This window comes from Salisediminibacterium beveridgei (genome assembly GCF_001721685.1).
GTDB classification, from domain to species: Bacteria; Bacillota; Bacilli; order Bacillales; family Salisediminibacteriaceae; genus Salisediminibacterium; species Salisediminibacterium beveridgei.
The window spans coordinates 3,416,038-3,435,929 of the sequence record NZ_CP012502.1 but is presented as its reverse complement, the minus strand read 5'-3'; the positions used below and the strand labels follow the sequence as shown (position 1 = coordinate 3,435,929).

General features: G+C 51.4%; 23 protein-coding genes. All 23 read left to right on the top strand.

Annotation, left to right across the window (positions count from 1 at the left end):
* Nucleotides 1-58 precede the first annotated feature (58 nt).
* The 23 genes from BBEV_RS16210 to betA all read left to right on the top strand — a co-directional run bounded on the left by BBEV_RS16210 (nt 59) and on the right by betA (nt 19,847).
* A complete protein-coding gene (locus BBEV_RS16210) occupies nt 59-712 on the top strand; it encodes an adenylate kinase (protein WP_069366412.1) in 654 nt (217 codons plus the stop codon).
* Nucleotides 709-1,458: a type I methionyl aminopeptidase gene (gene map / locus BBEV_RS16205; RefSeq protein ID WP_069366411.1), complete on the top strand. Its 750-nt coding sequence runs from the start codon at nt 709-711 to the stop codon at nt 1,456-1,458. Before BBEV_RS16210 ends, map begins: the two co-directional genes overlap by 4 nt.
* Before the next feature lie 24 nt (nt 1,459-1,482).
* Nucleotides 1,483-1,785 (top strand): KOW domain-containing RNA-binding protein, encoded by a 303-nt coding sequence (locus tag BBEV_RS16200; protein ID WP_069366410.1) that lies wholly within the window; start codon nt 1,483-1,485, stop codon nt 1,783-1,785.
* 4 nt (nt 1,786-1,789) lie between these two features.
* Nucleotides 1,790-2,008: a translation initiation factor IF-1 gene (gene infA, locus BBEV_RS16195; protein ID WP_010896341.1), complete on the top strand. Its 219-nt coding sequence runs from the start codon at nt 1,790-1,792 to the stop codon at nt 2,006-2,008.
* A 47-nt stretch (nt 2,009-2,055) separates the two neighbouring features.
* On the top strand, nt 2,056-2,169 hold the full coding sequence (gene rpmJ, locus BBEV_RS16190; RefSeq protein WP_026688601.1) for a 50S ribosomal protein L36: 114 nt from the start codon (nt 2,056-2,058) through the stop codon (nt 2,167-2,169).
* Between the two features lie 21 nt (nt 2,170-2,190).
* A complete protein-coding gene (rpsM, locus tag BBEV_RS16185) occupies nt 2,191-2,556 on the top strand; it encodes a 30S ribosomal protein S13 (protein WP_069366409.1) in 366 nt (121 codons plus the stop codon).
* Between the two features lie 23 nt (nt 2,557-2,579).
* On the top strand, nt 2,580-2,972 hold the full coding sequence (gene rpsK / locus BBEV_RS16180) for a 30S ribosomal protein S11 (RefSeq protein WP_069366408.1): 393 nt from the start codon (nt 2,580-2,582) through the stop codon (nt 2,970-2,972).
* 178 nt (nt 2,973-3,150) lie between these two features.
* Nucleotides 3,151-4,095 (top strand): DNA-directed RNA polymerase subunit alpha, encoded by a 945-nt coding sequence (locus BBEV_RS16175; RefSeq protein ID WP_069366407.1) that lies wholly within the window; start codon nt 3,151-3,153, stop codon nt 4,093-4,095.
* A 57-nt stretch (nt 4,096-4,152) separates the two neighbouring features.
* The gene (gene rplQ / locus BBEV_RS16170; protein ID WP_069366406.1) at nt 4,153-4,515 is read left to right on the top strand and encodes a 50S ribosomal protein L17; all 363 of its coding nucleotides are present in this window, start codon (nt 4,153-4,155) and stop codon (nt 4,513-4,515) included.
* Nucleotides 4,516-4,716: 201 nt separating this feature from the next.
* Nucleotides 4,717-5,556 (top strand): energy-coupling factor transporter ATPase, encoded by an 840-nt coding sequence (locus BBEV_RS16165; protein ID WP_069366405.1) that lies wholly within the window; start codon nt 4,717-4,719, stop codon nt 5,554-5,556.
* Entirely contained in the window at nt 5,532-6,425 is an 894-nt protein-coding gene (locus BBEV_RS16160; protein WP_069366404.1) for an energy-coupling factor transporter ATPase, read from the top strand. The genes BBEV_RS16165 and BBEV_RS16160 overlap by 25 nt, the downstream gene beginning before the upstream one ends.
* A complete protein-coding gene (locus BBEV_RS16155; RefSeq protein WP_069366403.1) occupies nt 6,418-7,218 on the top strand; it encodes an energy-coupling factor transporter transmembrane component T family protein in 801 nt (266 codons plus the stop codon). Before BBEV_RS16160 ends, BBEV_RS16155 begins: the two co-directional genes overlap by 8 nt.
* A 19-nt stretch (nt 7,219-7,237) precedes the next feature.
* Entirely contained in the window at nt 7,238-8,035 is a 798-nt protein-coding gene (truA, locus tag BBEV_RS16150) for a tRNA pseudouridine(38-40) synthase TruA (RefSeq protein WP_069366402.1), read from the top strand.
* Nucleotides 8,036-8,203: 168 nt separating this feature from the next.
* Nucleotides 8,204-8,641 (top strand): 50S ribosomal protein L13, encoded by a 438-nt coding sequence (gene rplM / locus BBEV_RS16145; protein ID WP_013171126.1) that lies wholly within the window; start codon nt 8,204-8,206, stop codon nt 8,639-8,641.
* 20 nt (nt 8,642-8,661) lie between these two features.
* Nucleotides 8,662-9,054 (top strand): 30S ribosomal protein S9, encoded by a 393-nt coding sequence (gene rpsI / locus BBEV_RS16140; protein ID WP_069366401.1) that lies wholly within the window; start codon nt 8,662-8,664, stop codon nt 9,052-9,054.
* A 218-nt stretch (nt 9,055-9,272) separates the two neighbouring features.
* Entirely contained in the window at nt 9,273-10,394 is a 1,122-nt protein-coding gene (locus BBEV_RS16135) for an NADH-dependent flavin oxidoreductase (protein WP_157101023.1), read from the top strand.
* A gap of 405 nt (nt 10,395-10,799) precedes the next feature.
* Nucleotides 10,800-12,695, top strand: a complete 1,896-nt coding sequence (asnB, locus tag BBEV_RS16130; RefSeq protein WP_069366399.1) for an asparagine synthase (glutamine-hydrolyzing) — start codon at nt 10,800-10,802, stop codon at nt 12,693-12,695.
* 165 nt (nt 12,696-12,860) lie between these two features.
* Nucleotides 12,861-13,412 (top strand): Mur ligase domain-containing protein, encoded by a 552-nt coding sequence (locus tag BBEV_RS16125; RefSeq protein ID WP_069366398.1) that lies wholly within the window; start codon nt 12,861-12,863, stop codon nt 13,410-13,412.
* Nucleotides 13,373-14,371 (top strand): Mur ligase family protein, encoded by a 999-nt coding sequence (locus BBEV_RS16120; protein WP_084007446.1) that lies wholly within the window; start codon nt 13,373-13,375, stop codon nt 14,369-14,371. Before BBEV_RS16125 ends, BBEV_RS16120 begins: the two co-directional genes overlap by 40 nt.
* Nucleotides 14,358-15,188 (top strand): D-alanyl-D-alanine carboxypeptidase family protein, encoded by an 831-nt coding sequence (locus BBEV_RS16115; RefSeq protein ID WP_069366396.1) that lies wholly within the window; start codon nt 14,358-14,360, stop codon nt 15,186-15,188. Before BBEV_RS16120 ends, BBEV_RS16115 begins: the two co-directional genes overlap by 14 nt.
* Nucleotides 15,151-16,770, top strand: coding sequence for an FAD-binding domain-containing protein (locus BBEV_RS16110; protein WP_232318219.1), 1,620 nt, complete (start codon nt 15,151-15,153; stop codon nt 16,768-16,770). The genes BBEV_RS16115 and BBEV_RS16110 overlap by 38 nt, the downstream gene beginning before the upstream one ends.
* A 210-nt stretch (nt 16,771-16,980) precedes the next feature.
* A complete protein-coding gene (locus BBEV_RS16105) occupies nt 16,981-17,946 on the top strand; it encodes a bile acid:sodium symporter family protein (RefSeq protein ID WP_069366395.1) in 966 nt (321 codons plus the stop codon).
* Nucleotides 17,947-18,164: 218 nt separating this feature from the next.
* On the top strand, nt 18,165-19,847 hold the full coding sequence (gene betA / locus BBEV_RS16100; protein ID WP_069366394.1) for a choline dehydrogenase: 1,683 nt from the start codon (nt 18,165-18,167) through the stop codon (nt 19,845-19,847).
* The last annotated feature ends 45 nt before the right edge of the window (nt 19,848-19,892 follow it).

The following is a 19,892-nucleotide window of genomic DNA, read 5'->3' as shown; positions in this document are numbered from 1 at the left end:
TTTTACAGTGTGAACCCTTTTCTTCGATCGTTAATCAGAACGATGGAGTGGATAGACGATGAATTTAATTCTAATGGGTCTTCCAGGTGCCGGAAAAGGTACTCAAGCTGAAAAGATCGTCGAACAGTATCATATCCCGCACATCTCCACGGGGGATATGTTCCGTGCTGCTATCAAAGAGGGAACGGATCTTGGTCTGAAAGCGAAAGCTTTTATGGACCAGGGCGACCTTGTTCCTGATGAAGTGACAGTTGGCATTGTCAAGGAACGTCTCAGTCAGGATGACTGCAAGGACGGCTTCCTGCTCGACGGTTTTCCGAGAACAGTGGCACAAGCTTCTGCTCTTGAGGAGATGCTTTCGAGCCTTGACCGTCAGCTGGATCACGTAGTGTATGTAAAAGTTCCTGAAGAGGAGCTCTTCAAACGCCTCACCGGCCGTTGGATTTGTCCAACATGCGGCGCGGCGTATCATGAAGTGTTCAATCCTCCAAAGGAAGCAGGCAAGTGTGATAAAGACGGCAGTGACTTGAAGCAACGTGATGATGACCGTCCGGAAACGGTTGAGAACCGATTAAAAGTAAACATGGAGCAGACACAACCGCTCGTTGACTTTTATTCCGGAAAGGGTTACCTTCGCAACATCGATGGAAACCGTGAGATCGGTGAGGTATTTACTGACATTGACACCCTGCTGAAAGGCACTCGTCAATGATCGTTTGTAAAACCTCCCGTGAACTCGATATCATGCGCCATGCCGGAAAGATCGTCGCTTTAACTCATCAGGAGATGAAAAAGCACATCCGTCCAGGCATTACAACGAAGGAGCTCGATGAGATTGCAGAGAGCTTCATTCACAGCCATGATGCGATTCCATCTTTCAAAGGCTACAATGGATTTACCGGAAGCATTTGCACTTCAGTAAATGAGGAACTGGTGCATGGCATTCCTGGAAAACGGGTACTTGAAGATGGGGACATCATCAGTATCGACATCGGTGCAAAGTATCAAGGTTACCACGGTGACTCCGCATGGACGTACCCGGTCGGAACCATAGATGCTGCTTCCCAAGCGCTTCTCGATGTCACCAGGACGTCACTGTTTAAGGGACTGGATGAAGCGAAGCCGGGCAAAAGGCTGTCGGACATGTCCCACGCGATTCAGACATATGTCGAAGAGAACGGGTTTTCCGTTGTCCGGGAATATGTCGGTCACGGTGTCGGCCAGGAACTTCATGAAGATCCCCAGATCCCGCATTTCGGACCCCCTGGCAAAGGGCCGCGTCTGAAAAACGGTATGGTATTGGCCGTTGAACCGATGATTAATGCCGGCAAGCGACATGTCAAGACGCTTTCGGATAATTGGACAGTGGTCACATCAGATGGTAAACGTTGCGCCCATTTTGAGCATACAATTGCGATTGTGGATGAAGGATACGAAATTTTGACAGCAGCCGAATGAAAATTATGAAGGTGGTCATCATTGATGAGAGATCCTGAGTCACGTGTGCAGGTTGGAGAACTTGTACGCATACGGAATGGACGGGATAAAGATCAGTTTGCATGTGTGATTAAGGTGATTGATGAACGTTTTGTGCTGATTGCTGACGGCGACAAGCGGAAAGTGGACCGGGCAAAACGGAAGAACATCACACACATCGAACCGATGAAAATTGTCGTCCCGGAAGTCAGAAACAGCATTGATGAAACCGGGCGCGTAACCAACGCCAAACTGCGCTTTGCCATCTCAAGTTATCTTGAGGATCATTTACTGAAGGAAGGAGACTAAATTCATGGCCAAAGAAGATGTAATTGAAGTAGAAGGAACGGTCATTGAGCCGCTTCCAAACGCGATGTTCCGAGTGGAGCTCGAAAACGGACACAAAATTCTTGCGCATGTTTCCGGTAAAATCCGAATGCACTTTATTCGTATTCTACCGGGAGACAAAGTAACGGTTGAACTTTCACCGTATGACTTAACACGCGGCAGGATCACGTACCGTTATAAATAATCGATCAGGTTACAATAGTCACTCCGTATTATAAGGAGGTAGAAAGCATGAAGGTAAGACCATCAGTGAAACCAATGTGTGAGAAGTGCAAAGTTATTCGCCGAAAAGGAACCGTCATGGTTATTTGCGAGAATCCGAAACACAAACAAAAGCAAGGTTAATTCAACAGGAGGTGTAAACGTATGGCACGTGTTGCTGGTGTCGACATTCCTCGCGATAAGCGGGTTGTCATATCTTTGACTTACGTATTCGGAATCGGGCGTGCAAGAGCAGCCCAGATTCTTGAAGAAGCAGGCGTATCCGAGAATACTCGTGTACGGGATTTGACTGAAAATGAACTTGCTAAAGTCCGTGAGGTTGTTGATGGAGTCAAAGTAGAGGGTGATCTTCGTCGTGAAGTATCCCTGAACATTAAACGTCTGATTGAAATCGGTTCATACCGTGGTATCCGTCATCGCCGTGGGCTTCCGACCCGTGGTCAGAAGACGAAGAACAATGCTCGTACCCGTAAAGGTCCTCGTCGTACAGTCGCGAATAAGAAAAAGTAATGTAAAGGAGGTCATGTTGAGTTATGGCTAAACCAAAAACGACTCGTCAAAAGCGTCGTCAACGTAAAAATATTGAGTCAGGTGTTGCGCATATTCGTTCTACGTTCAATAACACGATCGTGACGATCACAGACACTCAGGGAAATGCGATTTCCTGGGCGAGTGCAGGCGCACTTGGCTTCAAAGGTTCACGTAAATCCACGCCATTCGCAGCTCAAACAGCTGCAGAATCAGCTGCAAAAGCTGCGATGGAGCACGGCATGAAATCACTTGCTGTATCCGTTAAAGGGCCAGGTGCCGGTCGTGAAGCTGCGATCCGTTCACTTCAGGCTGCAGGCCTTGAAGTTAACATGATCAAAGATGTTACGCCTGTACCACACAATGGCTGCCGTCCACCAAAACGTCGTCGCGTATAATCCAACATCAAGAACGTTTAATGAACTTCATAGACCAGTCTGAAGACTGCAGCCGTATGTTGCGGTTGATGAAACGAATGACGGTTATCGTATTGATGTCGTGGTCTGCCCATAGAGGGATTCCGGTTGTGACCGCATCGCAGCCGGGGTTTCGACGTTTGAAGGAGGGTTTGTGTAAATGATCGAAATAGAAAAGCCGAAGATAGAAGCAGTTGAACTGAGTGAAGATGGCACGTACGGCAAGTTTGTCGTTGAACCGCTTGAGCGCGGTTATGGCACAACGTTGGGGAACTCCCTGCGTCGTATTCTTTTGTCATCATTGCCAGGATCAGCTGTGACAAGTGTGCAGTTCAACAATGTTCTTCATGAGTTCTCAACCATTGAAGGTGTCGTGGAAGACGTGACTACGATCATTCTGAATCTGAAGAAGCTTTCAATGAAGGTCTTCTCAGAAGAAGAGAAGACCCTGGAAATCGATGCGCAAGGTGAAGGAGTCGTAACGGCTCGCGACCTGACGCATGACAGTGACGTGGAGGTTCTGAACCCCGACCTTCATATTGCCACTCTCTCAAAAGGCGCTCAGTTTCAAATGAAAGTGACTGCTAAACGAGGCCGTGGCTATGTTCCGGCAGAAGGAAATAACTCTGATGATTTGCCAATCGGCGTCATCCCTGTCGACTCGATTTTCACACCGGTTTCCCGTGTGAATTACCAGGTAGAGAATACACGTGTTGGCCAGGTGGCCAACTTTGATAAACTGACTCTGGATGTTTGGACGGACGGGAGCATCCGCCCGGAAGAAGCGACTTCTCTCGGAGCGAAAATCCTGAATGAACATCTGAACATTTTTGTCGGCCTGACGGATCAGGCCCAGCACACAGAAATCATGGTGGAAAAGGAAGAAGATCAGAAAGAGAAAGTGCTTGAGATGACCATCGAAGAGCTCGACCTTTCCGTTCGTTCCTACAACTGCCTGAAGCGTGCCGGGATCAATACCGTTCAGGAACTGACACAGAAATCAGAAGAGGACATGATGAAAGTTCGTAACCTCGGACGAAAGTCCCTGGAAGAAGTGCAGGAAAAGCTGCATGAACTGAGTCTGGGTCTTCGTAAGGAAGAATAGTAGCTGCCCCAAACGGGGAACAGCGGAGAACTTTTTTGACTGAAGGAGGGAAATCACATGGGATACAGAAAATTAGGTCGTGACAGCGCTGCACGTAAAGCATTGTTTCGTGATCTTGCAACTGATCTGATCATCAACGAGCGTATCGAAACGACTGAAAAGAAGGCGAAAGAGCTTCGTTCAGTTGTTGAGAAAATGATCACGCTGGGTAAGCGTGGCGACCTTCATGCTCGTCGTCAGGTTGCATCTTTCATCCGTAAGGAAGTTGCTGACGAAGAAACAGGTCAGGATGCAATCCAAAAACTGTTTGATGATGTGGCAAAACGATACGAGGACCGTCAAGGCGGTTATACTCGTGTGATGAAGCTTGGACCTCGTCGTGGAGACGGCGCGGACATGGCGATCATCGAGCTCGTGTAACAAACAGGATAGTTTTTTGATTCAGGGCATGGAAGCCGGTGATCATCCCGATTCAGGGAGGTATTACTGGTATTCTCTGCCCTTTTTTTCACACGTAGAGGAATATCGTACGTAGATCATGGCTGATAAGATCTGAGCAAGTCAGGCGTAGACCATTGGCTTGGCGACGAGCCGCATTTTCCAGCGAAGGAGGGATTCACCGTGAGCACAGCGATTGAGCTGAAGCACGTCTCATACCGTTATCAAGATGATGGCCCGGAGGTGCTGCAGGATGTGAATCTGCGCATTCGTAAAGGAGAGTGGGTGACGATTCTCGGACCGAACGGGTCGGGGAAATCAACGCTTGCCAAGATGTTCAATGCCTTGTTAGTGCCGGATGCAGGTGAGATTGTGAGCCTGGGGTATGACACCCGTGATGACCAGCACTGGCCCGCACTTCGCAGACGGGTAGGCATGGTGTTTCAGAACCCGGATAATCAGCTGGTGGCTCCGACCGTCCGTGATGATGTCGCATTTGGTCTTGAGAATGCAGGTGTGCCCCAAGACGAAATGCGACGACGGGTAGCGGAACGGATTGCAGAATTCGGCTTATCCGGACTTGAAAACCATGAACCCCATCGGTTATCGGGTGGACAGAAACAACGGGTAGCAATCGCGGGTGTGATGGCCCTTGCCCCGGACGTGATTGTCTTTGATGAAGCGACCTCCATGATCGACCCGGAAGGCAGTCGGGAAGTCTGGTCCGCGATGGCAAAACTGCGCGAATCCCGCAGTATGACCCTGATCAGTATTACGCACGACGTGGATGAAGCCGTGCTCGCCGATCGGGTCATCATTATGAAGAACGGCCGGATGTTCGCCGATGGTCCACCCCGGGAGATTCTGAGGGATACCGCGCGCCTGAAAGAAGCACGGCTATTGCCCCCATTTGCCGGGACGGTCGCCGATAAACTGACGGCCCGAGGCCTCGAGCTGACGGAACACATCCTGACCGAAGAGGAGCTGATCACGGCATTATGGACATACAAGCAGAACAGCTGAACTACCTCTATATGCCAGACACCCCCTTTGAACAGCTTGCCTTAAACGGCATTGATGTCCGCTTCAGTGACCGGCAGTGGACGACGGTCCTTGGACGAACCGGGTCAGGGAAATCCACATTCGTACAGCACCTCAATGGCCTGGTGAAACCGACGGGGGGTGCGTTGAGTCTGAAAGGGATGCGGATTACCCGGGCAACAAAACAGCGGACGTTAGTCCCGCTCCGGAAAAAGGTCGGCATGGTATTTCAATTTCCCGAACAGCAGCTGTTCGCAGAAGAAGTACTCGAAGACGTCATGTACGGTCCGCTGAATGTCGGTTATACGAAAGCAGAAGCAAGGGAACTGGCCATCCATGCGCTGTCTGTAACAGGCATGGATGAGGCCTTGTTTCACCGGTCCCCCTTTGAACTGAGCGGGGGTCAGATGCGCAGAGTCGCGATTGCCGGGATCATGGCGATGGATCCGGAGCTTTTGATTCTCGATGAACCAACGGCCGGGCTCGATCCGGAAAGTCACCGGAGCATGATGGCGATGTTTTACGACTGGTATCAGGCAAAAGAGGAGCGTGGCGTGGTGCTCGTTACCCACCAGATGCAGGACGCGGCGGCATTCTCAGATGAGATCCTCGTCCTTCATCAAGGAGCGCTTGTACTGAAAGGAAGCCCGCAGACCGTATTCGCAAGAGACGACGTCTTGAAGCGTTGCAGTCTGACGCCGCCAATCGGGACAAGGCTTGTGAAAGCTGCGGCAGAGAAGTTCGGCATGCCTGATCAATCCACTCAGCTGTCGTTGACACCAACGGATACTGCAGATGCGATTCTGGCTTTACTGAACAAGCGAGCAGAAGGGACGAAGTACGATGTTTGATCACATCATCATCGGCCAGTATGTGCCGGGCGAGTCCGTCATTCACCGGCTCGATCCGCGGGTGAAGCTGACGGCGGTTCTGATTTTTCTCGTCTTTATGTTCATGACGAGGGATCTGCTGCTACTTGCTGTTTCTTTTCTGCTGGCCTTCGGCGGATTGGTTTTGTCCCGGGTGCCGCTGGGCTTTTATTTGAAGGGGATGAAGTTCATCTCCATCATTATCATATTCACTTTCATGTTGCATCTGTTTATGACCAGTGGCGGACGCGTGCTTCTTGAACTGCCGTTTGTAACGATCTACAGTGCTGGGGTCATGGAAGGGGCGATGATCGCACTTAAGCTGACGATGATCATTACAATGGCGTCATTATTGACCCTGACGACCACCCCGATCGACCTGACCGACGGGATGGAGCGCATGCTCAGCCCGCTGAACCGGTTTAAAGCACCGACCCATGAGCTGGCTTTGATGATGTCGATTGCGCTCCGCTTTATCCCGACACTGCTCGAGGAGACAAAGACGATCATTCATGCGCAGATGGCCAGAGGTGCCAACTTCAGTGAAGGATCCCTCTGGAATCGGATCAAAGCGTTGATCCCGATCCTGGTGCCGCTTTTTGCCCAGTCATTCAAACGGGCGGAGGACCTCGCCACCGCAATGGAAGCGAGAGGCTATGCCGGCGGGGAAGGGCGGACGAAATTCCGGCAGCTCACGTGGACGATGAAAGATACGTTCGTCCTCGTCGTCTTCATCGCTTACGGCATCGTGATTCTCGCCGAACAGTTCTTCTGAAGGATAAGGAGTGAACAACATGACACGGATCCTCATACGTATTCAATATGACGGGAGCGGTTTTAACGGGTATCAAAAGCAGCTCAACGGAAGAACCGTTCAGGATGCATTGGAACGGGCGCTGTCGGTGATCCACAAAGCAAACAGCTGGCCTTGTACTTCGTCAGGGCGGACGGACACAGCCGTCCACGGCCTCAATCAGGCAGTGCATTTTGACACCCCACTATCCATTTCCATGGAACGCTGGCCGATGGCACTGAACAGTGTCCTCCCGGATGACGTGCAGGTGCTTCAGGCAATGACCGTTCCCGCCGGGTTTCATGCCCGCTATGACACGGTTGGAAAAGTATACCGCTACCGGATTTATACAACGGGCAGTCGCGATGTATTTCGGCGCCATTATGCCCATCATGTCAAGGGAAATCTTGATCCGGTCCGAATTCAAAAAGCGGCGGCCCATTTGGAAGGAACCCATGACTTTACGAGTATGACGTCTGCAAAGACGGAAGTCGTGGATAAAGTGCGGACGTTGTTTCGCGTACAGGTGGAGCAAAACGGGGATGATCTGGAGCTGGTTTTTGTCGGGAGCGGCTTTTTGTATCAGATGGTGCGTGTGCTTACCGGGACGCTTTTGAAAATTGGCAGCGGGGAATGGGAGCCAGCCATCATTCCGCAGATCATAGCGCGCAAAGACCGGATTGCTGCAGGGCCCACTGCACCCGGGAACGGGCTGTATCTCGAGGATGTTTTTTACGATGAGGAGTCGCTTCAGGCTTACCTTCGTGAACTCGATGAACCCGCAGGGGGGCGGACGTAGAAAAAGATGGTGTAACAACGAATCCGTGCGTATTTCCTGTTGACACAAAGCGTCAGATGTTATAAGATGATCTATGGTATTCTATGCCCACTAGCCCCGGGTACGGAATTCGAACGTTGATATGTCGGTCTTTTTTTATTTCAAGTGATATTATTAGGAGGGAAACAAATGCGTACAACATATATGGCCAAAGGCCACGAAGTCGAGCGTAAATGGTACGTTGTTGACGCTGAAGGACAAACACTCGGTCGTTTATCTTCCGAAGTGGCAAGCATCCTTCGCGGCAAGCACAAACCAACTTTCACACCACACGTTGATACAGGTGACCACGTCATCATCATCAACGCAGAGAAGATCCACCTGACAGGGAACAAGCTGATGGACAAGAAATACTACCGTCACAGCCGCTACCCTGGTTCATTGAAGACAACGACAGCAGGCGAAATGCGCGCCAACAAGCCTGAGCGTCTTCTTGAGCTTTCCATTAAAGGCATGATGCCAAAAGGTTCACTTGGCCGTCAAATGACAAAGAAACTGAACGTATATGCAGGACCAGAACACCCGCACGCAGCACAAAAGCCAGAAGCTTATGAGCTTCGCGGCTAATTCAGAAGGAGGGAATTAACTTGGCACAAGTTCAATACATCGGAACAGGTCGTCGTAAGAACTCAACTGCACGTGTCCGTCTCGTTCCTGGTGACGGTCAAATCACCATTAACAAGCGTGACATCAACGACTACTTCGACCTTGAAACATTGAAGGTAATCGTTAAGCAGCCATTGGCTGAAACTCAGACTGAAGGTACGTATGACGTACACGTAAACGTACACGGTGGAGGCTATACCGGTCAAGCCGGCGCGATCCGTCACGGCGTAGCACGTGCACTGTTGCAGGCAGACCCTGATTTCCGTTCAGGCCTTAAAGCTGCAGGATACCTCACACGTGACTCCAGAATGAAAGAACGTAAGAAATACGGTCTTAAAGCAGCACGTCGTGCACCACAGTTCTCAAAGCGTTAATTTTTATCTTTTCGTATCTCCATTCAGCACAACCATGCGCAGTGGACGGCGCCTGTGCTGTTTACGAACGAAACCCTCTGCTCCCAACCCGGCAGAGGGTTTTTTGTGTTGTTGAATATCCGCATATCCGCAGTTTGAGCAGATGATTCGTCAGCGGGCTGCCCCGTTTTGTACACTGTTACAGGTAACTGAACAAGAGATCGATGAGGAGGAAGATCATGTATACATTTTTAAAACCCTATACATTTAATAACGGAATGACCGTCAAAAACCGGATCATGCTGGCACCGATGACGAATTTTGCTTCAGCGGAGAATGGCGAGGTGACAGACGACGAGCTGGCTTATTACCGGGAGCGCTCACAAGGTGTGGGGACGGTTCTGACGGCAGTGGCAAACGTGACGCCCGGTGGAAAAGGATTTCCCGGCGAGATTGGCATCGATCGCGATGATCAGGTCGCCGGATTAAGCAAACTGGCTCAAACGATTCAAGGAGAAGGCGCAAAGGCCATCATCCAGATGTTTCACGCCGGGCGGATGGCGCCGCCCGACCTGCTGCCAGACAAAGAGACGGTCAGTGCATCAGCCGTTGCACCGGAGCGCGACGGGGCAACCACACCGAGAGAGCTGACCGAAGACGAGATTCAGTCGATCATCCAGGCCTTTGGTGACGCCACCAGACGGGCGATCCGGGCCGGTTTTGATGGCGTGGAAATTCACGGGGCGAATACGTATCTGATTCAGCAATTTTTCTCACCCCACTCCAATCGCCGTGAGGATGAGTGGGGCGGATCCGTCGAGAAGCGCATGCGGTTTCCTCTGGCGGTCGTTCAGGAAGTGTTGGAAGCTGCCAAAGAAGCGGAGCAGCCGTTTCTGGTAGGCTACCGGATTTCCCCGGAAGAACGGGAGAACCCGGGGATCACGATGGAAGACACCCTGACTTTTGTCAACGAACTGGCGAAGCAGGAACTCGATTATCTTCACATTTCCGTACAGGATTTCTTCGCCGGATCCATGCGGGATGCTTCGGATCAGCGTTCCCGGGTCCAGATGATCCAGGATGAAGTGGGCGAAAAGATTCCCGTTGTCGGTGTCGGATCGCTCCACACGCCGGACGATGTGGAGCGTGCCATGGCAGGGAATGTCCCGTTTATTGCTCTGGGCCGTGAGCTGATTGTGGAACCGAAGTGGATCGAGAAAGTCGAGGCCGGGCAGGAGAGTGAGATTCGAACAGACATGTCCGTCAATGACCGGGAGGCACTGGTCGTACCCGAATCGCTGTGGAACGTCATCGTGAATACGCCAGGATGGTTCCCGGTGAAAGAACACGTTGAGAACTGACGGTAAATCGTACAGTTTTGGAAATGAGCTTGCATGGAAGACCAATCAATAGACACATGTTGCCACCCTTTCAGACTCGATCGTTACATGCGACCCCTCTGCCATTTACCCCGGCAGAGGGGATTTTTTTTGATTCAAGAATTTTTCACTATAAAGCGCTACCTGACAGCGCCGATCTGCGTCTAACAGTACAGTGATTCAAGTCAAGGGTTATCCAAGTTACTTGTAGTGTAAAAATAATTTTGACGTTTTTCACAGATTTAATTTTATAAATGATTTAATTAATTGTATATAATAGGAATTGATTGTAACTCGTGTTGATCGAAATCAAAGGTCATCAGCCGTTGAACGTCAGGCACAAGTAATCACTTGAAGCATAAAATAAAAATAACGGGGGAACCATCAATGTGTGGATTCACGGCTATTGCAGGCTCTTTTTTACCAGATCAGAAACAGATGAATGAAATGACGTCAGCGATTTTTCACAGAGGACCTGATGAGACAGGATACTACAGGGATGAGTATGTATCCTTCGGGTTCCAAAGGCTCAGCATCATCGACCTCGAAAACGGGCAACAGCCCTTCTCTTACGAAAATGAACGCTACGTGATCGTATTCAACGGCGAAATCTACAATCACGTTGAACTGCGAAAAGAGCTGGTAGCGAACGGCGTACAGATCGACACCGTGTCAGACACGGAAGTGATTGTCGCCCTTTACCACCATTCTGGTGTATCATGCCTGCAAAAACTTCGCGGGATGTTCGCTTTTGTCATCTGGGATAAAGAAACGAAAACCATATTTGCAGCAAGAGATCATTTTGGCATCAAGCCGCTCTATTACACCAATGTCTTCGGGTCCGTCGTCTTTTCCTCGGAATCGAAAGCCATCACCCATTTGACCACTGAACTGACGGTCAATGACCCAAGCCTGCAGCACTATCTCGCCTTTCAGTTCATTCCGGAACCGGAAACGATCTGGTCCGAGGTGAAAAAACTCCCTGCAGGTCATTATGTGGAAATCCCGTGGAACGCTGAGGTCCAGGCAGTTCAGTATTGGCAACCACAGTTCAGACCTGAGCGGTCCTCGTATGACTATCAGAAAGCGAAGATTCTCGATGTTCTGAGAGAGTCCGTATCCGTCCATTTGCGCAGCGATGTGCCGGTCGGCTCCTTTTTGTCCGGCGGGATAGATTCAGCCGTGATTGTCAGCCTCGCCAAAGAAGTGAATCCTGCCATCAAAACCTTCAGCGTCGGTTTTGATCAGTCGGGTTATAGTGAAACAGCGTTTGCCAGGCAAACGGCTGAGGCGTTACAGGTGTCGAATGAGGAATCGATTTTGACGCCTGAAGCCTATTGGGAAGCACTCCCGAAGCTGATGTGGCATATGGATGAGCCGGTGGCGGATCCGGCGGCCGTTCCACTCTACTTCGTTGCCCGACAAGCTTCGGAGCAGGTCAAAGTCGTTCTGTCCGGGGAGGGGTCGGATGAACTGTTTGGGGGATACAATATCTACCGGAAGCCTCGTGCACTCCGGCAGATTTCTGCCCTGCCGGGTCCTGCAAAAAAACTCCTCGCTGCTCTTTCTCGTATGATCCCCGATGGTGTGAAGGGGAAAAGCTTTCTCGAACGGGGAACAACACCTTTGATGGATCGCTATATCGGTAATGCGAACATCGTCAAAGAAAACGAGAAATCCAGGATCCTGAAAAGCTATGACGCCAATCGTCCGAGCGCATTATTGACGGAACCCTATTTCAATGCCTCCAAAGAACTTGACGATGTGACAAAAATGCAGGCGATTGATCTGGCCTTCTGGTTAAAAGGCGATATCCTCGCGAAAGCGGATAAAATGACCATGGCCAATTCATTGGAGCTTCGTGTCCCGTTTCTGGACAAGCAGGTGTTTGAAGTGGCCTCCGCCATTCCGGTTGCATACAAAATCGCTCACGGAACAACAAAGTATATTCTGAGAGATGCCGTCCGGGAGATTCTCCCGGAAGAAGTTTTCATGCGGAAAAAGCTCGGTTTCCCGGTTCCGATCAAACACTGGTTACGGGGAGAATGGAACGACAGGGTCTATCAGCTGATAGAAGAAAGTCAGACGGACGCTTATTTTGATAAACGATACCTGATCCATCTCCTTGATGAGCATAAGCAGTGTAAAGGGGATCACAGCCGGAAACTTTGGAATGTCCTGATTTTTATGATCTGGCATGAAGTGTTTGTTGAACAAATCCATCCGTTTCATCAGCCGAAACCTGCTCGTCCATCCAACAGCTCTTCATACTGTTTGGTTTGAACGGTTCACGATCAAGAGAGACCCTCTGCCACCATGCCGGCAGAGGGTCTTCTGTCTTTGTGGAACGTTTAGAATGTCTGAAAATGTGGAATTGCAAACCAAAGTATAATTTTTTAAAAGTTATTGTACAGTAATTGTATAATTAAATGGAAGGGACGGGAATAGATGTTTTTTGATTTTACACCTGAGAACAACAAAGACGTGAAGGATATCTATGGTCCAGGTACAGCTGATATCCACGCGCTTACATATGATTCCCGAATCGTCCATCGTCAAACGGCGTTTTTCTGTATCAACGGAGACCATTATGATGGCCATCAGTTCATCGATCAAGCGGCGGGCAGCGGTGCGAACGTGATCATCGGAACGGAGCGGGAGATACTTTATCAATCGCACCTGAACCATCCTGCCATTACGTATGTGATCGTCGAAGATGCCAAGCGGATGATGTCGATCCTGTCCGCCGAATTTTACGCTCACGTATATCAGCGGATGAAGAGCATTGCTGTGACGGGAACGAATGGAAAAACAACGGTGACGGCTTTTATTCATCAGCTCCTGAACCGCAGCGGTATGCGGACAGGCTCTATCGGCACGGAAAAAGTCCGGGATGATCAGTCGTCCCGCTCGCTCAATCATACGACCACACCACCCCCGAAGCCCCGGATCTCCATCACATTTTCAACACCTTTTATGAGGAAGGCATTGAGGCCGTAGCACTCGAAGTAACTTCCATTGCCATCGACCAGAAGCGGGTGGACGGGCTCCTCTTTGATATCGGTGTCCATACCAATTTAACGCCGGAGCATCTCGATTTTCACGCATCCTTTGACCAGTACAGACAATCGAAACTGACGATGTTTCGACAAGTGAAAAAAGCAGTGGTGAATCTTGATGACGAAGGAATGAGTGAGGAAATTCTCCAGTCTTTCAAAGGAGAGATACTGACCTACAGCGTAAAACAGAAGGCAGATGTCACCGCAAACATCATTCATGTGGATGAGAGCGGGACGCAGGCAGAAATCACCCTGCCAAGCCGCCGGTTTCAGATCAAACTGCCGCTGTTTGGTGGGCACAACCTGTCCAACTTGCTGGCGGCATTAGCGGCCTGCCTGCTGGCTGATGTCCCGGCAGAAGAACTCATGACGCACGTATCCGCATTGAACATGCCGGACGGACGACTGAACCTGATTGAAACCGGTGCCGGTTACCAGGTGATATCAGACTTTGCCCACACCCCTGATGCGCTTGTTTGTGTGATTGACGCGGCCCGGAGTATGAAACCGAAGAACCTGATCCTTGTGGTTGCCGGCACCGGTACCCGTGACCCGACGCTGCTTCCGATGCTGACCGGATCTGCAGAAGGGAAAGCGGATCAGCTGATTGTGACGACGGAGCATCCGGATCGGCGGGAACGTCCGGAGATCCTTGCAGATATGATGTCGGGGTTGAAGAGTCCGGACCAGGATACAATCCGGACAACCCTTCACCGGGAAGAGGCCATTCAAACAGCACTTTCCATGGCTGAAGAAGGGGACATTGTGCTGTTGACCGGTCTAGGACCGCTCGATCACCAGATCATTAACGGAAAAGAAGTACCCTATTCAGAGATCGATGTCATTCACCAATGCCTGAAGGACCAAAAGACAGGGAGTCATTTTCATGCCTCATCATAATGGGGTGATAGACAAGCGTCGGATACAGGTCTCTTTTGCGGGATTTCTATGCTTTTTGACCCTGTTGAGCGGTTGTCAGGACGCCCGGGAATGGCAGTCAGGCGCCTTAGCGCCGGAGCGGATCAGTGCGGAGCTCTCGCTCAGGGAGAGTGTGTATTTTTCAGATGAACGGCTCTCGCAGATGCAGTTGACCCAAACCGGTGGCGAGGATGGGACCATTCAGGATCCGGATCACAACCATCTTCTCGTCAATGACGACCATGTGCTTGACCCCGCTTATGTGCCTGAGGATCTCACGGTTCCTGACGTCCGTTTCAGTTTTTCAGAAGCGCTTGATCGCCGGTTGATGCGTGAAGAGGCTGCTGAAGCTCTCGAGCGGTTGTTTGCGGACGCTGAAGGGTATGGTCATGAGCTGTTTGCCGTTTCCGGCTACCGGTCTTTTGAGCGTCAGGAACAGCTCTTCACAGCCTATGTCAATGAACACGGCGAAGACGAGGCGAGGAAAATTCTCGCGATTCCCGGCGGCAGTGAACATCAGTCGGGACTGGCGATGGATGTGTCGAGCAGGAGCAACGGCTTCTTATTGAACACCGATTTTGCCGACACGGACGAAGGCAAATGGCTCGAAGAACATGCGCATGAGCACGGCTTTATCATCCGCTATCCAGCGGGAAAAGAAGCGATTACCGGGATTTCGTTTGAACCCTGGCACATCCGCTACATTGGTGAAGACGAGGCACATGAACTCTACCAGAGCGGATTGACGCTCGAAGAACTGATTGAAAAAGCCCGGAATTATCAAGGGAGTCCAGATTGATGAACAAGATCTGTTCAATAAAGCATGTGATACGGGTCATGAAGTGAACGAACGAGATCCAAGGAAGGAGCTGGAGGCGGTGATCACGGTTGTCTGGTTTAAGCGCGATCTGCGCATATATGATCACCGGCCTTTGGCTGAAGCGGTGACGAAAGGCAGCGTGTTGCCATTGTTCGTCTTTGAACCTTCCGTCTGGGAGGCGGGTGATGTATCCGTCCGGCACAAAGACTTTGTCATGGAAAGTCTTCAGGAACTCGATGAACAGCTGAGTAAACGCGGGGCGAGACTGTATACAGCGATTGGAGAAATGACAGACATTCTTCAGGAACTGGTGTTACACCTCGGGCCGTTTCGTCTGCATGCCCATGAAGAAAACGGTACGCCAAACACGTTTCGGCGGGACATTGCGGTGCGCAGCTGGATGAAAGGGAAAGGCTTCCCGATGAAGGAATGGCCTCATTTCGGCGTGACCCGCGGGTTGAAAACCAGGGATGCGTTTCAAAAAGGGTATGAAGCCTACGTATCCGGGGAACTGACACCTGCGCCCGAGCGAATGGACAGTCGCTCAGGGCAGCTGCCTGCATGTTTGAAACAGGGCGTGCAGGAACCTCTGACGCTGAAGATTCCGGGTGAGGGGATTCAGACAGGACAAAAAGGCGGGGAGAGGGCCGCGCATGGCACGCTCCGGAGTTTTCTCGATGCCCGCTATAAAGGGTATCAGCTGAAGATCTCCAAGCCGTATGCATCCGCCGATTCCTGCAGCCGCCTGTCTCCTTATCTTGCGTGGGGAAACGTGTCCGTTCGCTATACGTATCAAGAGACAGTGAAAGCCATTCAGCAGAGCGCGAGCGGCTTTGAACAACAGCAGCTGAGCGCGTTTTTGTCGCGGCTTCACTGGCACTGTCATTTTATTCAGCGAATTGAGGATGAACCGGAGATCGTGACCCGGACGATGAATCCCGCTTTTGATACGATTCGTCAGGACTGGGACGAACAGGCTTATCAGGCGTGGCTCCAGGGAAAAACGGGTATCCCGCTCATTGATGCGGCGATGCGCTGCCTGCATGAAACCGGCTGGCTGAATTTCCGCTCCCGTGCGATGGTCCTTTCCTTTGTCTGCAATACGCTGATGCTTGACTGGCGCAGGCCGTCCGTTGACTTGGCACGCCTGTTTCTCGATTATGAACCGGGCATTCACTACAGTCAGGTGCAGATGCAGGCGGGGACAACGGGCTTTAACACGATCCGGATCTATAACCCCGTGAAGCAGGGCCAGGACCACGACGCGAAAGGGGCGTTTGTGAGGCGCTTCGTGCCGGAACTGCGAACCGTTCCGGACGCATTCATTCAGGAGCCGTGGAAACTGCCGGCGGGTCTGCCGGACGGATATCCGTCCCCGATCGTCGATGTGGCGAAAGCCAACGGCGAAGCGAGGCGGATTCTCTGGTCATTGAAACAATCCCCCGAAGCAAGAGAAGCGGCGGGCGCCCAGCTGAACAAACACGGCAGCAGAAAAGAGAGCCGTCGCCGGTCGACCAAAAAACCCCGGCAGGATTTTGAACAGCTGGACCTGTTCAGCTGAGCATCGGTTGAACAAAAGCAGCAAGCGCCCATAGCAGGGGCTTGCTGCTTTTGTGTTTGCACTTCGCAGGAAGTTTACGAATGCTGAAGAAATGAAGGGAAAACGTGAAATGAGAGGAAAATTTTCCGCTTTAGTGTTGAACCGTGCCAAAGTGGGGCGTACAATGGCAGATAATCTACTATATACTGATTTTGAAAAGGGGTTGTGGACATGGAAACAGTAGCAAAAATCAGTCAGTTTTTCAGTAAGTATTTTGCCGTCATCGTCATTGCCGTATCGTTTATGGCGTTCTTCACACCGGACACCTTTGAGTGGATTGCCGCTTACATAACGATTCTTCTCGGCGTGGTCATGTTCGGCATGGGAACGACCATGAGGTTCGCGGATTTCAAGGTAATTGCGCAAAAGCCGGTGCCGGTCGTCATCGGCTTACTCGCCCAGTTTATCGTGATGCCGCTCACGGCCTTTGTCATTGCGTATGTATTGGGGCTTCCTCCGGAGCTTGCGGCCGGGCTCGTTCTCGTCGGTGCATGCCCAGGCGGTACAGCCTCGAATGTGATGGTGTATCTCTCCCGGGGTGATGTGCCGGTGTCTGTTGCGATGACGTCCGTTTCGACCATGCTCGCACCGCTGTTGACGCCTCTCGCTGTCTTGCTGTTGGCCGGGCAGTGGCTTCCGGTGAGCGTCGGAGATTTATTCATGTCGATAGTCCAGGTCATCATCGTACCGATCGTCCTCGGGATCCTTGCCAGAAGGCTCTTACCTGGAGCGGTGGATAAAGGTCAGGCGGCCTTGCCACTCGTATCCGTTGTGGCGATTATGCTGATCGTCGCGGCCGTCGTCGCCGCGAACGCTGAGAATATCATCACGTCAGGAGCGGCGGTATTTGCTGCAGTCATCCTGCATAACGGGTTCGGTCTCCTGCTCGGTTACCTGGCAGCACTTTGGGCCGGCCTTGACGAAACGAAGCGCAGAGCCATCTCGATGGAGGTGGGGATGCAGAATTCCGGATTGGGTGCAGCCCTGGCTACGGCGCACTTCAGCCCCTTGGCAGCCTTGCCGAGCGCGATCTTCTCCGTTTGGCACAACATTTCAGGACCGATCCTCGTCTCGTTCTGGAATCGAAGCGGGAACAAAGGTACCGATGAAGAGGGTCAAAAAAGAGCAATGCAGTAAAAGAAATCAAAAAAGCAGCTGCAACCTTGCCGTGAGCGGGGTGTGCAGCTGCTTTTTTTGTTTTTTCCACCTGCTTTGGTTTACAAAGCGGCCAGGGTGTGTTAAATTTAATATATTAAATACGTTAAATAATTATTTAACAAAAAATCAGGAAGTCAATAAAGCGGATGCTCACTTGCATCGCGTTTTATTTTTGCAGACTTAAGGAGGATGACAACATGAGTGAAAAGTATGATGTGGTGATTATCGGTGGCGGAAGTGCAGGTTCTGTTCTCGGGAATCGTCTGAGTGAAGATGGGAAGAAAAGTGTCCTGGTACTCGAAGCAGGCCGGAAAGATTTTTCGTGGGATCTGTTGATTCAGATGCCTGCAGCACTGCCGTTTCCAGCGGGAAAGTCGCTGTATGACTGGAAATATGAAACCGAACCGGAACCGTATATGGGACAGCGCAGAATCAAGCACGCCCGGGGGAAAGTCCTCGGTGGATCAAGTTCCATTAACGGGATGATCTATCAGCGCGGGAACCCGATGGACTATGAGCGATGGGGTAAGGACCCGGGCATGGAATCCTGGAATTTTGCTCACTGTCTGCCGTACTTCAAGCGGCTTGAAAGTGCTCTTGGCGCTGAGAAAGGTGACGAATACCGCGGTCACGACGGGCCATTGAAGCTTGAGCGCGGGCCGGCGAAAAACCCGCTGTTCCAGGCGTTTTTTGACGCAGCAGTGGAAGCGGGCTATAACCGCACCCCGGATGTGAACGGTTTTCGTCAGGAAGGATTCGGGCCGTTTGATAAGCACGTCTACAAAGGACGACGCTTGACGGTTTCCCGGGCGTACCTGCAACCGGTGATGAGCCGGAAGAACCTGACGGTGAAGACCCGTGCATTTGTACAGAGCATCGATTTTGACGGTAAGCGTGCCAAAGGTGTCACCTACAAGCGAAACGGCAAGACGCATCAGATCGAGGCGGGAGAAGTCGTTCTCTCCGGCGGCGCCATCAATACTCCGCAGCTGCTTCAGCTGTCTGGTGTCGGTGACGCACAGCACCTCAGATCCCTTGGGATAAAGCCTGTTGTTGATCTCCCGGGTGTCGGGGAGAACCTGCAGGACCATCTGGAAGCCTACATTCAGTATTCCTGCCCGAAACCGGTCTCCGAGCAGCCGAACCTGAGTAAGAGCCGTATGCCGTGGATCGGCCTGCAGTGGCTCCTGGCCCGTAAAGGTGCTGCGGCAACGAACCACTTTGAAGGCGGCGGCTTTGTCCGCTCCAACGACATCGTGGACTACCCGAACCTGATGTTCCACTTCCTGCCGGTCGCCGTCCGTTACGACGGTCAAAAAGCCGACACGAAGCACGGTTTTCAGGTCCACGTCGGTCCGATGTATTCCGATGCCCGTGGCTCACTGAAAATCAAATCGAAGGATCCGAAACAGCATCCAAGCATGGTGTACAACTACCTGTCCACTGAGCAGGATCGCCGTGAATGGATCGAAGCGGTGCGCATTTCCCGTAAGATCATGGCGCAAGACGCCATCGCACCATACAATTCCGGAGAGATCGCACCGGGACCTGACGTGAAAACCGACGATGAGATCCTCGAGTGGGTCGCGAAGGATGCAGAAACAGCCCTTCACCCATCATGCACAGCGAAGATGGGACCAGCGTCTGACAAGATGGCTGTGGTTGATCCTGAATCCATGAAGGTCCACGGTCTTGAAAATGTCCGCGTGGCCGATGCATCTGCTATGCCTTACGTGACGAACGGGAACATCCACGCCCCGGTTCTGATGTTGGCAGAAAAAGCGGCCGACCTCATCCAGGGCAAAAAACCACTGGAACCTGAACACCTCGACTTCTACCGTCACGGTGTAAATCCGGCGGACGAAGGCGTGCAGAAATAATCAATCAAACAAGCTCCTCATCAGCACATCATGCGCTGAGAGGAG

Coding starts and splice junctions, on each gene's coding strand:
- BBEV_RS16210 (WP_069366412.1), top strand. CDS start 59: ATGAATTTAATTCTAATGGGTCTTCCAGGTGCCGGAAAAGGTACTCAA.
- map (WP_069366411.1), top strand. CDS start 709: ATGATCGTTTGTAAAACCTCCCGTGAACTCGATATCATGCGCCATGCC.
- BBEV_RS16200 (WP_069366410.1), top strand. CDS start 1,483: ATGAGAGATCCTGAGTCACGTGTGCAGGTTGGAGAACTTGTACGCATA.
- infA (WP_010896341.1), top strand. CDS start 1,790: ATGGCCAAAGAAGATGTAATTGAAGTAGAAGGAACGGTCATTGAGCCG.
- rpmJ (WP_026688601.1), top strand. CDS start 2,056: ATGAAGGTAAGACCATCAGTGAAACCAATGTGTGAGAAGTGCAAAGTT.
- rpsM (WP_069366409.1), top strand. CDS start 2,191: ATGGCACGTGTTGCTGGTGTCGACATTCCTCGCGATAAGCGGGTTGTC.
- rpsK (WP_069366408.1), top strand. CDS start 2,580: ATGGCTAAACCAAAAACGACTCGTCAAAAGCGTCGTCAACGTAAAAAT.
- BBEV_RS16175 (WP_069366407.1), top strand. CDS start 3,151: ATGATCGAAATAGAAAAGCCGAAGATAGAAGCAGTTGAACTGAGTGAA.
- rplQ (WP_069366406.1), top strand. CDS start 4,153: ATGGGATACAGAAAATTAGGTCGTGACAGCGCTGCACGTAAAGCATTG.
- BBEV_RS16160 (WP_069366404.1), top strand. CDS start 5,532: ATGGACATACAAGCAGAACAGCTGAACTACCTCTATATGCCAGACACC.
- BBEV_RS16155 (WP_069366403.1), top strand. CDS start 6,418: ATGTTTGATCACATCATCATCGGCCAGTATGTGCCGGGCGAGTCCGTC.
- truA (WP_069366402.1), top strand. CDS start 7,238: ATGACACGGATCCTCATACGTATTCAATATGACGGGAGCGGTTTTAAC.
- rplM (WP_013171126.1), top strand. CDS start 8,204: ATGCGTACAACATATATGGCCAAAGGCCACGAAGTCGAGCGTAAATGG.
- BBEV_RS16135 (WP_157101023.1), top strand. CDS start 9,273: ATGTATACATTTTTAAAACCCTATACATTTAATAACGGAATGACCGTC.
- asnB (WP_069366399.1), top strand. CDS start 10,800: ATGTGTGGATTCACGGCTATTGCAGGCTCTTTTTTACCAGATCAGAAA.
- BBEV_RS16125 (WP_069366398.1), top strand. CDS start 12,861: ATGTTTTTTGATTTTACACCTGAGAACAACAAAGACGTGAAGGATATC.
- BBEV_RS16115 (WP_069366396.1), top strand. CDS start 14,358: ATGCCTCATCATAATGGGGTGATAGACAAGCGTCGGATACAGGTCTCT.
- BBEV_RS16105 (WP_069366395.1), top strand. CDS start 16,981: ATGGAAACAGTAGCAAAAATCAGTCAGTTTTTCAGTAAGTATTTTGCC.
- betA (WP_069366394.1), top strand. CDS start 18,165: ATGAGTGAAAAGTATGATGTGGTGATTATCGGTGGCGGAAGTGCAGGT.